Genomic DNA, 14,299 nt, shown 5'->3' with positions numbered 1-14,299 from the left:
TGCAGTAAATCTGCAGGCCATTTCTATTTTATTTGATCATAATCATTTTGCTTTTTATTAAGTAAAATAATGTAAGTTTAAGAAAATAAAGTTTAATATAATGGGCCGAGGCACACAATTGATCAACATTGACCATGGATGACGACCTATGAAAACCAACTTTCGACAAACTAAACTCTGTTTTGCTTTATCTTCCATCTTGATTGCATCAAGCTTACAACCCATGGCATTGGCATACATGCCAACGGTAGGTGCGGGACAAATCTCAAGTGGTGAAACCATTGATGGACCTCAAACCATCGAGCAAGGGGGGCAAGCAGAACACAGCATTGTGACGGGGTTTGGTCAGCAAACAGTGACGGGAGCCGGCTCAAGTTCAATGCATGGAACGATTGAAAATGGCGGCAAGCAAACCATCACAGATGGTGCCGTGGCCAATGGTATGCTTGTGCTCGGCAATGGACAATCGGCCATTTATCATGGTACACAAACGATTGGTCAAGATGGGCTCGCCACCAATACGCGTCTTGAAAATGTGGGTCAACAGTTCATTGAGGCTGGCGGACGTGCGGACAATGCAGAGCTGTATGACCTCAGTCGTCAAACGATTCAAAAAGATGGAGTTGCCAACCAAACTTTGTTGGACAATAGCCATCAAGATGTTTATGGCATCGCCAATCATACGACGGTGCGCAATGATGGTTTGCAATTGATTTATGAAGGTGGCGTTGCCAATGATGCCCACATTACTCAATTAGGCTGGCAAACGATCAATCAAGGCGGAACGGCCAATGGCACGCATTTGTCGAATGTGGCGGGGCAAAATGTGAATGGCGGTGTTGCCAATGACACCACAATTGGTGACAACTCATGGCAGGATGTACGTAAAGATGGCATTGCCAATAACAATACGATCGAAAAGACAGGTTGGCAAAATGTGTTCGAAGGTGGATTGGCAGAACACAATACCGTGGATGGCGCGCAAAATGTTAATGGTGGCATGGCCAAAGATAATGTCATCAACGATGGCGCAACCCAAAATATTAATAGCGGTACAGCAACTGATAACACCATCAAAAGTGGTGCGGTACAGAATGTGAATAATGGTGGCGCCGCGCAAAATACCTCTGTAGAAAAGGGCGGCATTCAAAATGTTAATGCGGGTGGGCAAGCGGAACAAAATACCATTTCAGGCGGTCATCAAATCATCAGTGGTGAGGGCGCGGTGGCCACTACAAATGAGATTAATCAAGGTGGTTTTCAAATCATCAGCAATGGCGGGCAAGCGATTGGCACGAATGTCACCGGTACCGGTAAAGGTGAGTTTGATCATGGTGCCCAAATTGTCAATTCAGGTGGTAAAGCAAGCAATACCAATGTGAGCGGTACCGGCATTCAGTTTGTCAATGAGGATGGTCATGCAGAGCAAACCTATTTAACCGATTCTGCGCGCCAGATGGTGGATAAAGGGGGATCAGTTTCTGATACAACGCTCGATGGTGCCCATCAAATGCTCAATAATGCTTATGCAAAAGATACAAAGGCTTACAATGGCGCGATTCAGGAGATTCGTGACAGCATTGCTGAGGACAATTTCATTGGCAATGAAAGTGTGCAACAAGTGATCGGTGGGCAAGCCATTAATAATACGATTGATGATGGCGGTAAACAGTGGATCATTGCAGGGGGGCATGCGGAAAATACAACCGTTGCCAAACAGGGCGAACAAGAAGTGGCCGATGGTACGGCAACGAATAACACCATTAAAGATGGGGCGATCCAGAGCATTTCTGGCGGTACTGCCAATCAAAATATGATCGAAGGCGGCGGTGAGCAAACCATCATTGCTGGCGGTAAAGCGAATCAAACCACGGTGTTAGAGAATGGCGTACAAAATGTACGAGATGGTATTGCAACGGATAATACGATTTCTGGACAACAAAATGTCAATGGCGGCACGGCGAACAACAATACCATTGAAGATGGCGGCAAGCAGATCATCACCGCAGGTGGTCAAGCGAATCAAACAATGGTTGAAAAAGGCGGCGAGCAACATGTGATTGATGGCATTGCAATCACCAATACGATCAATGCAGGTGGTTTGCAAAACATTGAACATCAAGGTATTGCACAAGATAATAATATATCTGGCACGCAAAATGTTGCCGGCGGCACTGCGAATAACAACACATTGTATAATGGTGGTGTGCAAAATGTTTCTCAGGGCGGGCAGGCGAATACGAATGTCATTAACAATGGTGGCATGCAAAATGTCAATGCGGGTGGTACCGCGACGGACAATAAAATTGATGTGGGCGGCGTTCAAAATGTGAATGCACAAGGTACTGCAAACAATAATGTGGTCTCTGGCACCCAAAATGTTTCAGGCGGTACGGCAAATAAAAATGATATTTATCGAGATGGTATGCAGACTGTTACAAATCAAGGCCATGCAAGCAATACGGCTGTACATGATGGCGGTACGCAAAACATCATCAATGGAACTGCGGATCAAAATCAGATCAATTTTGAGGGCACACAGAATGTGGGTCAAGGTGGTGTGGCCAATCAGAATGTGATTTCAGGGACGCAAAATGTTGCGGGTGGTACTGCAAATGACAATAACATTTATAAAGATGGCATACAAAACGTGACACAAGGTGGTCATGCGAGCAACACAACAGTGCATGATGGCGGTACACAAAATGTGGTGAATGGTACCGCAGATCAAAATCAGATCAATTTTGATGCCATTCAAAATGTAGAAAAAGATGGTAATGCGACGCAAAACACCATTTCAGGTACACAAAATATTAAAGGTGGCATGGCAGATGGCAATTTTATTTATCAAGATGGTGTGCAAAACGTGACTGATAATGGCACTGCATTGAATACTACGCTTCATGAAGGTGCTACACAGAATATTGATGATGGGCATGCCAGTTATAATACTGTTTCAGCAGGTGGCGTACAGAATGTCAATGAAAAAGGCATTGCGGACAGTAATTTGGTGTTAGGTGCCCAAAACATCAATGGTGGCACGGCAAACAGCAATACCATTGAACAAGGTGGTGTACAAACCATCACTGCTGGTGGTCAAGCCACTGTAACCACTGTCAACAATGGTGGCATTCAAAATGTGAATGATGGTACAGCCACGGGCAATACGATTGCAGCAGGGAGCACACAAAATATTGCAAGCAACGGTGTTGTAAATGATTCTAAAGTTTCTGGTACCCAAAACATCAATGGTGGCACAGCAAACAGCAATACCATTGAACAAGGTGGTATACAAACCATCACTGCTGGCGGTCAAGTCACTGCCACCACTATCAACAATGGTGGCATTCAAAATGTGAATGACGGTACGGCCACGGGCAATACGATCAATGCAGGTGGTTTGCAAAACATTGAACATCAAGGTATTGCACAAGATAATAATATATCTGGCACGCAAAATGTTGCCGGTGGCACGGCAAACAGCAATACCATTGAACAAGGTGGTGTACAAACCATCACTGCTGGCGGTCAAGCCACTGTAACTACCGTCAACAATGGTGGCATTCAAAATGTGAATGACGGTACAGCCACGGGTAATACGATTGCAGCAGGCGGCACACAAAATATAGGTAATGCAGGGCATGCCATAGATTCAACCATTTATGGGCAACAAGAGGTTGCGGCAGAAGGCATCATCACCAATACAGTCGTTGAGGGCGGCCTCAGTTATTTGCATGAAGGCGCGCAATCCACAGGAAACTTAACGATCAACAATGGCGGCTTGTTGGCGGTCAATGCCACAACGGTGACAGATCGTACTGTGGATGGCGTTAGCATTGATTCAAACAGCCAAATGGTTGTGATCAATCAAACAGGTGAAGAAGGCTTTTTAACCGTTGGGGATGTGGTTAATGATGGCATGGTTATCATTAATGGCTTCCATTCACTCAACGGTGAAAGTGACACCACGCGACCTTTTGAAGATTTTGTGGTGGTGCACGCTGATACTTTAGCTGGGCAAGGCAGTATTTTAATGCATACGGACATTGGCCAGCAAAAAGGTGATCTTTTATCTGTTGGGCAATTAGATGCAGCGGCACAACAATCTTTAGATGTGCAAAACAATGCAGCATCTGATGTGACAGTGAATGATCGCTTAACGGTGGTCACCACTGACAGCGGTGGGCAAGCGGGACAGTTTGCATTGTCTCATGCGGTGGAACAAGGTGGCTATCAGTTCGGGTTGCGCCAAATCAATGAGGGTAAAGATTGGGAGCTTTATGCACTCGATCAAAATGTGCCACCGCCAGTTGATCCGGGTAAACCTGTGGGACCGAATCGACCGGTATTATCTTCGACGGCAGATGCTGCGGCTAACAGTATTGTCAGCACTTATTTAGCAAACTTTGTGGATACGCAAACATTGTTACATCGGATGGGTGAGCTTCGAGAAGGACAGAATCACGTTGGGCTTTGGGGGCGCGCTTATGGCGGTAAGTTAGATTCTTTCGGCAATGGTTTATTGTCAGGTTTTAACATGAAGTATTACTCAATGCAATTAGGTGCGGATTACCAGGTGAATTTAGAGCATTCTCGCGTTTACTTTGGGGGCGCTGTGAGTTATTTGCATGGCGATCAAGATTTCCATAAAGTGGCGAACTACTTGGCAAAAGGTGAGGTGCAAACCGCGGATCGCGATGGTGACGGCACCTTGAAAAACTACAATGCTTATTTGTATGCAACGTATATGACGGATCAAAACTTTTATGTGGACACCATCTTAAAATATGGCCATATGCGCAGTAAATTTGGGGTGAAAGACAGTGCAGGCGCGAATGTCAGTGGTCATTCATCTTTGAATTTATATGGTTTGTCCGCAGAAGTTGGTCAGCGTTTTTATTTAGAGGGTGATCAAAACTTCTATGTCACACCCCAAGTGCAATTGACCTATACGCACTTTGGCAGCGGCACGTATAAAGCGAGTAATGGCTTAAATGTGAAAGTGAAAAGCCGTGATTCTTGGTTAGGGCGCGTGGGGGCTGAGCTTGGTTATCAGTTTAAATCTGAAAACCCGGTGAATGTGTATGCTCGAGCATCATATTTAAAAGAGTTCTCAAACGATGGGGACTTTATGCTCAACAACAGCCGTGAGTCTTATTCGATGAAAGATCATTGGTGGCAATATGAAGTGGGAATCAATGCGAAAATTGGTCAACAGCACAACGTTTATTTCAACGTGAACTATAACAAAGGTCAGCGCTTTAATCAGAAACAGCTCAATATTGGTTATCGTTATGAGTTTTAATGGATAAAAATAGATGTCCCTGATGTTTGATTCAGGGACATTATATTTTATACAGCCGCAATAATTTTTACTTCCATTTTCCATTCAGGGCGCATGAGTCCTGCTTGAACAGTACAGCGAACGGGTGGATTTTGAGCATCGACCCATTCATCCCAAGCGCGATTCATCGCATCAAAATCATTAGGATTGACGAGAAAAATGGTCACATCCAAAATTTTGTTTTTCTCACTGCCATTTTTTGCTAACACATCATCGATGTCTTTTAAAATGCTGCTCATTTGTGTATAGGCGCAATCATCATTCACCAACGGAACAGATGTGTAATAAAGGGTTTGATTATAAATTGCTGCGTCACACATTCTTGGGCCAATATTAAAGCGCTTAATCATGATTTCCTCCAAAAAGCTCAGTATGCCACAGATTTTGCATGAAATGTCATCAGCACATTGTGAGAAAAAATATGATTTTTTGACATAGGTTAACCAATTGAAATTTAGGAAGAATAAAAATTTTAATAAAAGTAATTTTGTGATAGCAACAAAAAAGAAAGATGTGTCCTACACTATACAACGGTAAGGAAATGCTCGGCGTTTCATATAACAGTAATGATTAATGTGCAATAAAGAGAACAATATCATTGACTAGAATACATAATTTGATTATATTTTACACTTTTCAACAAAACTAAAAGTTAGTGAACTTAAATCGTCCCATGAAAAATTTAATGATTGCCTTGATGGTTGCAGGTTTAGCGGGTTGTGCTGCAACAGATTCAGTGAAAAAGAACCATCCTTATCAAGATGCACTTGATCAAAGTGCTCAACATGTTGAAGTCTCACGAGATCACAAGGTACAGCCAAATTGCCCGATCATTTTTTCAATCAATGATACTAATGTCGGCCGCTTTGCAGCGAACGATCATGCCACTTACTATTTAAAACCTGATCATTACACGTTAACGGCCAGCAATTGCACAGGCACAGCAACATTCGATGTGAACATTCAGGCAGATAAAAATCGAGTCTTCTTATTGTCACTCGATGGCCATGGCCACCCGATGATTGTGAATAAAAAATAAACAATAGAATCATCACTTAAAGGACACGCGCGAAGCGCTTTAATCTAATTATTATGACTATGACTGACACCTCATCCATGAATGAGCGTGCGGGCAAACTAGGGGTTTTAAATCAATGTCATCTGTTATTGTTGTAGATAAAAAATCATTGGATCAATCGACTGTTAGCGGTTCACGAATCGTTTTAGAGACAGCGTCGAAGGTTCATACACAGTTATATCGTTCGGATGTTGCTGAGTTTGTACAAGACGGCAACGACTTAATTTTAAAATTAAAAAATGGGAAAACCATTGTCATTGTGAATTTCTTTGTGGCGCATGAAGATGAAACATCAGATGTGCTGTTTAAAGATGATAATGGCATTCCATGGTTACCGCTTTTATTAGGTGGCGCGGGCGTTGCGGGCGGTTTAGCACTCGCAAGTGGCGGCGGTGATGATAACAATGGTGGGGCGGCTTCTGCGCCTAAAAATCACGTGCCTGTGGCAGGATTGTCTAACCAACCCATTGAAACGCAAGAAGATCATCCTAAAAAAGGTCAGATCACAGATGTGACGGATAAAGATGGTGACAAATTAACCTACAAAGTGGGTGAAGCGCCAAATAATGGTAAAGTCGTCATTGATGAAAAAACAGGTGAGTACACGTATAAGCCAAATCCTGATTATCATGGTGATGACAAATTCACAGTTGTGGTATCAGATGGTAAGGGTGGTGAAGTGACGGTGACGGTACCTGTTACTGTGACACCTGAGAACGATGCGCCAACTGCAGATGACAACCAACCGTTAGAAACGAAAGAAGATACTTCGCAGTCCGGTAAAATCATTGCTGAAGATAAAGATGGTGACAAATTAACTTACAAAGTGGGTGAAGCGCCGAAGAATGGTACGGTGACTGTTGATGAAAAAACAGGTGAGTACACGTATAAGCCAAATCCTGATTACCATGGTGATGACAAATTCACAGTTGTGGTATCAGATGGGAATGGTGGTAAAGTGACGGTGACTGTGCCTGTCACAGTGACGCCAGAACCTGCTGTGAACAATGATCCGACAGCTGAAGCTGAACAAGGCTTCAAAACAGATAAAAATACAGAACATAAAGGTCAGATCGTTGCTGAAGATAAAGATGGTGACGAATTAACCTACAAAGTGGGTGAAGAACCGAAGAGCGGTCAGGTTGTTATTGATGAAAAAACAGGTGCGTACACGTATACGCCTAAGTCAGGTGTCACGGGTGATGATTCATTCACAGTGGTGGTGTCTGATGGTAAGGGTGGTGAAGTGACGGTGACTGTGCCTGTCATAGTGATGCCAGAACCGTCTGTGAACAATGATCCGACAGCTGATGATGAGCAAGGCTTCAAAACAGATAAAAATACAGAACATAAAGGTCAGATCGTTGCTGAAGATAAAGATGGTGACAAATTAACTTACAAAGTGGGTGAAGCGCCGAAGAATGGTACGGTGACTGTTGATGAAAAAACAGGTGGGTACACGTATACGCCTAAGTCAGGTGTCACGGGTGATGACTCATTCACAGTAGTGGTGTCTGATGGTAAGGGCGGTGAAGTGACGGTGACTGTGCCTGTTACTGTAACGCCAGTGAATGATGCGCCAACCGCTGAAGCTGAGCAAGGTTTTACTACAGATGAGGGCAAATATTATACTGGCAAGATCGAAGCGGATGACCCGGACATTTCAACGAATGGTGATAAACTCACTTATGAAGTTGATCCTACTGATAAGCCTCAAAAAGGTACCGTTCAATTAGATAAAGAGACGGGTAAATATACCTATACTCCGAATGATCACTTTAATGGGAATGATCACTTTACGGTTATCGTGAAAGATAAAGCGGGTGAATCTGTCAAAGTTAAGGTGCCTGTGGTTGTTAATCCTATCAATGATGCGCCTGAGCTTGAAGATGCTGAAGTCACGGTGAAACAAGGTGTTAAAGGTCTTGAGGTTCATGATGTTAATGATGCATCAACAGATAAAGATGAAGATGTCGATGGCGACAAGCTCACTTATGCCATCACTAAAGGCAATGAAGATGGCTTGTTTGTCATTGATCCTAACACTGGCGTCATCACATTAGCTGATGGCAAAATGCTTGATCATGGTAAAGCGCCACTGCACAAATTAGAAGTGACGGCTACGGATAGTAGTAGTGACAAATTATCATCGACGGCGACGATTACGATCAACGTCTCAAATGTTAGTAAAATCACCACAGAGATTATGCCAAAAGGTACCATCACGGGCACAACAGATAATGTTGAAAAAGGTCCTGTGAAGTTAACGATCACGGGGACTGATAAAAATGGTAATCCCGTGACAATTGAGCGCACTGTAGAGTTAGATCGTCCGGATGGTTCGTCAAAAGGTCAATATACGTATCAGTTAACGCCAAAAGATGGCATTGTCGATGGTTCTAAAGTTACGGTAGAAGCTGAAACGGTGGATCGTCAAGATGATACCATTCATGCCAATACTGAGCTTCCTGGGTATTCAGATGAAGATAAGACTCCTGGGCTCGATATAGTTGAGCCAACGATTGAGATCACCACCAGTGCAGGCGGTCATAAAGTGATTTGGAGCGAAGGAAGTGAGGGCGATTTAAGCAACTCATCGAAACAAGGCTTTACGATTGATGGTACGACTACCGGCGTTGAAGCTGGTCAAAAAGTCACGGTAACATTGGATCAGACAGCGGATGGTAAACCGATTACGGTAGAGGCGATTGTTGACGAAGAGGGTAAATGGTCGGCTGAAATCACGCCTGACATTGCTGCGATTCTTAAAGATGGTAGCGCTACGGTAACGGTGAGTGATCGCGCTGGGAATAGTACTGATCCGAAAACGATTGACTATACCGTTGATGCGCCAAGTGCGAATGTTACCGGATATTATGACAATATTGAAAATGTGCTTAATACAGTTGAAATCGCAGGTGAAGTGTCTAAAACAGTGACAATTTCTAGCGAAATTGATCCAAACTTAGCAAGTGACACCACAAAAAAAATGGTGGGTGAAACAATCACAGGTGATCATGGGACGTTTACGTTAGATGCTTCTGGTGAATGGACTTATACCTTAAATCGAGGTGAAGCAACTTCTCAAGCACTGATCGATTCTAAAGGACCTTTAACAGAAATCTTTACAGTTAAAGACAGTGAAGGTAAATTTTATGAAGTGAAAGTTTCCATCAATGATCGCGTTGAAAATGATGGTGAAAATGTTGTGGTATCTGCCACTACATCGTCTTTGCAAGATCCAAGTAATGTAAATAGTGATCTGGGCGCATCAACAATCTATACTAACGATTCACTCGGTGAAATTACAGGGACTGCATCACAAGGTGTTGAGAAAGTTCGTGTGTATGTCAATAAACAATCAGCTGGCACAGATGCGGAAATGGATTCATTAGGTTATCCACAGTACTTTGAAGTGGCGGTTAAAGATGGCAAATGGTCATTGAGCGAGCAAGATCTCACCGATGGTTTACAAAAAACATGGTGGGCAGATCAGCTCCGTAATGACGACATCTATCTTCAAGTGCGTGCAGTTGATCCGACAACGGGTAAAGTCGGTGATGTGTCTGAAAAATACACCTTTGTGGTGGATACTGTTGCGCCAGAAGCAACCTATGTCAACTATGAAGATGGCAAAGTGACAGCGCTTGTCAGTGGTGATCTAAACGATAAGCATCATGCCAAAAAGGGCAATGAGGTAATCGTTAAATATACAGATAAAGATGGCACTGTTCAGGTTGTAAAGGGCCAAGTTGGCGATAAAGCGGTGGCTGATAAACCATATTTATCGATCAGTGTAGCTGTGAAAGATCCAAGCAAAGTTGATTCTGCGACAGATTTTAAAGTCTATGTGAAAGACAGCGCCGGTAATATCGGTGTGAACAATGATTCTAAAGAGAATCCGCTGAAGATTGAGTTGCCAACGCCTAAGATTGATCAATACCATGACAATGTGAATAACGCCGAGGGTGGCACAGAGATTATTGGTGATACCGGTTACAGTGATGATCCTTCTGGTTTAATCAGCGGTACGATTGTATTGACTGAAGAGGATTTTAAAGTGGTCGATTCCGTGCGCGTTTATCTCTACGATAATCGTGAAAAGTATATTGAAATCGATAAAAATGATCTCGTTAAAGAGTCAGGTGATACCTATCGTTGGACAACGAAACCGGGAGATTTATCAAAAGTCACCACAACAGGTAAATTGGCTGAAGGTGAAGTGAAATTTTATGCAGCCACTTATGATAAAGAGTCTGGATCATTGAGTGAATTATCACCACCTTTTAAAGTCACGATTGATGTAACCGCGCCTGAAATCACGATTGAGAGCATTGCGGGTGATCAGGTCATTACGCAACTTGAAAAAAAAGATGGCTTTACTGTGAAAGGTTCTACAAAAGGGGCTGAAGAAGGCAACACAGTAACTATTTTGGTGGAAGGTAAAAGTTACACCACAACTGTGGGTAAAGATGGCAAGTGGTCTATTGATTTACCAAAAGAAGCTACACAAGATTTGACGGATGGAAAAACTTATACAATCACAGCATCTGTGACGGATAAGGCTGGCAATCAATCAAGTGAAGCGAACAGTAAGGCAATAGTCAATGCAGCACCAATTGTGATGACTCAGATACAGACCGTTGAGGAAGACAGTGGTACTAGTAGATTTTTTCAAGTGAAAGCAACTGATCCAGAAGATAATCGTATCAATGGCTACAGCTTAAAATATGAGGTTCTTCAGGATACATTAGATCCTTCGAAGGGCTCTGTTACGATGTCTGAAAGTGACCATGGACACTTTAAATTTACACCTGCAAAAGATTTCTCTGGTGACGTGACGTTCTCAGTCAAAGTAACGGATAGCTATGGTAATAGCACCATAGCAGAGCAAAAAATTATTGTGACTCCTGTTACTGATAAACCTGTAGCAACAGAGACTAATTTAGATTTTGATATTGGACAATTGACACTCAACAGATATGAATGGAGTGGGTTAACAGGTAGCAAAGTCATTAATGGGAAGAGATATAATTTTAATGCCACATCTGGTAAACAGATAGGTGATGGTATTCCTAAGGAAACATTAGAGAAAGCCATTGAAGGTTTACTAATGGATAAAAATTATAGGCCAACCCAATCATCTACGCACAGTTTACAAGCTAGTACCTTGACAGAAGGTCATGCTGTTTATATGAATGGTTTTGTTTATTTAGAAGCTGGCAAAACATATAAATATGTAGGTAAAGCAGATGATGCGGGTATGATCAAAATCGGTGACACATCTGAACAGTATGTCAGTTGGCAAGGTCTGAATGCCGGCTCTCATAGTTCAGAGTTTTCTGTGCCTAAGACTGGTTTCTATACTTTTGATTTCTACGCGCATAATCAAAGTGGTGCAGGCAATTATGACTTTAAAGTCACAGAAGACAATGGAGAGAGTGTTAAATATTATCCTTCAACAGATGCGATTAAAAAAGAATTACCTAATTTTGTACAATTAGGAAAATTCAATGATCCTGATGGAAATAAAAAAGGATTTTATGAGCTTAAGTATGGATATAAGGGCGCTGAAACTGAAGAAATTCAGTTAAATAAAATTCATGCTGCATTGACTGACCGCGATGGCTCTGAAACACTTTCAATGAAGCTTGAAGGCATTGCAGAAGGCACGCAGTTGAGTTATACAGCTGTCAGTTTAGATGGTTCTACACAACGCCATACTGCGATCGCAAAGAATGGCTTAATTGAAGTAAAAGGCGATAAAAATGTTTTAGACTTTACAGACTTAGTTCTAATATTGCCAAAAGGTGTGGAAGAAACCCTTCAGAATGTTAAATTAACAGTGATTGCAACGGAAACAATGACCAATGAATCTGTAAAAACAGAGTTTGATTTTGATATAGAAGTTTTATCGCCCAGTCGTGATGTACATTCAACTTCTGATGATGATTTATTCAGCACAGGTAGCACGGGGAATGATACATTACATTATGGTTTATTATCTGATGATGATACTGCAGGCAATGGTACAGATACTTGGATTGATTTTGCAGTTGGTAATCCACAAACTGATGATAATGCAGATGTGATTAAGTTCTCCGAAGACTTCTTTAATGGTCTCATTCATCAGGATGATTTAACGGTTGAAAATCTTCCGAACATTTCGCAATACTTCAGTTTGCAGCATAATGCAGAGGATCAAACCGTGACTCTCAGTGTTGATCGTGATGGTGTGGATGATCATTATCAGCAAGAAGAGTTGTTATTATTGACCAATCAACCCACAGAGATTTCATTAGAAGAGTTGCTTAACAACCATCAAATCGTGATCGGTTAAGGTAAGATCAAAGAAAAACCCAATCCTAGGATTGGGTTTTTTATATGCACTCAATTTATGAGGTTTGTTTATTTTGTTTCCAAGAGGGCTTTTTAAAGGCTTGGATCAAGAGCGGTAAACCACAGAAGATCACAAAGCCTGACGTCACCAATGCCACATATAAGGTTGGGTTGCCGATGGGTAACTGGCTTGGCGGCACAAAGGAGACCGTAAAGGCAAATAACACGCCAAATAAGCCAACGCCTGCAATGGTATTCATGCCCATTTTTCCGCCAGGTACTTTATAGGCGCGCGGTAGATCAGGCTGCGTATAACGAAGTTTGATGCCGGTTGCGTACATGAGCATGTACATCACTAAGTAAAGGGTGATTGTCATCGCGGATAATAAGAAGAATGCCACGCTCACATTGTCCATAAAGAAATAGAGGGATGAGAGAATGGTGACGATGCCACCTTGGATGAGCAAAATATTTTGCTGCACGCCATTTTTATTGGTTTTGGCTAATAAAGGTGGGATTTCACCTTCTTGTGCTGTTTCCAATAAACCACGGCTTGGCCCTGTAATCCAAGACATCACACCCGCAAATGCCCCAAAGGCGATGAATAAGCCTAAAGGTGCCACCAACCAATGGAGATTAAAGTGGTCGAGTGAGATTAAAAAAGCCTGCATTAAGCCTTGGTTTAAATCAATCTCTTCATTTGGAATCATGATGGCTAAGGAGGCTGAGCCTAACACAAATAACAATAAGATGATGATGGCAGCTAAGAAAATTGCACGTGGGAATTGTGTGCGTGGATTTTCTAAGTCGCTCGCGTGCACGGCATGCACTTCAACGCCCGCGAAGAGCAAAATAATGCCGCCTAAGAAGGCCAGGGAAGATAAGTCTGTCAGGTGTGGCATAAAGCGTGCATGCACCATGGAGCCGGTTGCTGTTTTGGTAACATCAAACATGTGGTTAGGGTTGTCGCCAAGGTACCAAAAAATCCCCAATACAATGATCAATACGCCCGGTAAGATGGTGCCCACAATGGTACCAATGGAGGTGACTTTGCTGGCAAAGTTCGAGCCTTTTAATGAGATGAAGGTGGCGATCCAATAAAACACAATGATGACAGAGCCGGTATAAATGCCGCTGTTTGCCAAATCAGGTTGCCCAATTAAATAGGCAAGGGCGGCGGCCGCAAACGCTAAGACAGATGGATACCAGACAACGTTTTGAATCCATTGTAGCCAAATGGCGGTAAAACCCCATTTATTACCAAATGCAGCGCCCACCCATGTGTAAACGCCGCCTTTTTTCTGACTGAATGCGCTACCGAGTTCAGCCGCCACTAAGGATGCAGGCAATAAGAAAAGTAAAATGGAAAAGCCTAGGAAGAAGAACATCTCAGTGCCTTCTTTGGCCATCATCGGTAGACCGCGCAAGCTACAGACAGCTGCAACAGTCATGATGGCAAGCGTCCAAACGGACATTTTTTTAGGTTGCATGCTCATAATGAATCCTATCTATTTTTAATATGATGAAGGAAGAGCCCA

Annotated in this window: 5 protein-coding genes; 3 read left to right on the top strand and 2 right to left on the bottom strand. The window is 42.7% G+C overall.

The annotated features are described in order from the left end of the window. Positions 1 to 148: 148 nt before the first annotated feature. The gene (locus tag B9T10_RS04410; protein ID WP_094537954.1) at positions 149 to 5,305 is read left to right on the top strand and encodes an autotransporter outer membrane beta-barrel domain-containing protein; all 5,157 of its coding nucleotides are present in this window, start codon (positions 149 to 151) and stop codon (positions 5,303 to 5,305) included. 47 nt (positions 5,306 to 5,352) lie between these two features. On the opposite strand, the gene B9T10_RS04405 is transcribed toward B9T10_RS04410, so the two are convergent. Further along, complete coding sequence (locus tag B9T10_RS04405) at positions 5,353 to 5,694, bottom strand: RidA family protein (RefSeq protein WP_094537953.1); 342 nt, start codon at positions 5,692 to 5,694, stop codon at positions 5,353 to 5,355. Between the two features lie 323 nt (positions 5,695 to 6,017). Between B9T10_RS04405 and B9T10_RS04400 the strand changes: the two genes are divergently transcribed. Beyond that, a complete protein-coding gene (locus B9T10_RS04400) occupies positions 6,018 to 6,383 on the top strand; it encodes a hypothetical protein (protein ID WP_246534867.1) in 366 nt (121 codons plus the stop codon). Between the two features lie 115 nt (positions 6,384 to 6,498). After that, positions 6,499 to 12,762, top strand: a complete 6,264-nt coding sequence (locus B9T10_RS04395; protein ID WP_094537952.1) for a tandem-95 repeat protein — start codon at positions 6,499 to 6,501, stop codon at positions 12,760 to 12,762. Between the two features lie 55 nt (positions 12,763 to 12,817). Here the strand turns inward: B9T10_RS04395 and B9T10_RS04390 are convergent, their stop codons facing one another. Then, complete coding sequence (locus B9T10_RS04390) at positions 12,818 to 14,257, bottom strand: amino acid permease (RefSeq protein WP_094537951.1); 1,440 nt, start codon at positions 14,255 to 14,257, stop codon at positions 12,818 to 12,820. Positions 14,258 to 14,299 lie beyond the last annotated feature (42 nt).

This window comes from Wohlfahrtiimonas chitiniclastica, assembly GCF_002252325.1.
In the GTDB taxonomy this organism is placed as follows: Bacteria; Pseudomonadota; Gammaproteobacteria; order Cardiobacteriales; family Wohlfahrtiimonadaceae; genus Wohlfahrtiimonas; species Wohlfahrtiimonas chitiniclastica.
The sequence above is the reverse complement of the archived record's forward strand: the minus strand, read 5'-3'. Positions and strand labels throughout refer to the sequence as shown.

Excerpts from the sequence above, each read along its gene's own strand:
- B9T10_RS04400 (WP_246534867.1), top strand. The coding sequence starts at position 6,018 with ATGAAAAATTTAATGATTGCCTTGATGGTTGCAGGTTTAGCGGGTTGT.
- B9T10_RS04410 (WP_094537954.1), top strand. The coding sequence starts at position 149 with ATGAAAACCAACTTTCGACAAACTAAACTCTGTTTTGCTTTATCTTCC.
- B9T10_RS04395 (WP_094537952.1), top strand. The coding sequence starts at position 6,499 with ATGTCATCTGTTATTGTTGTAGATAAAAAATCATTGGATCAATCGACT.
- B9T10_RS04405 (WP_094537953.1), bottom strand. The coding sequence starts at position 5,694 with ATGATTAAGCGCTTTAATATTGGCCCAAGAATGTGTGACGCAGCAATT.
- B9T10_RS04390 (WP_094537951.1), bottom strand. The coding sequence starts at position 14,257 with ATGAGCATGCAACCTAAAAAAATGTCCGTTTGGACGCTTGCCATCATG.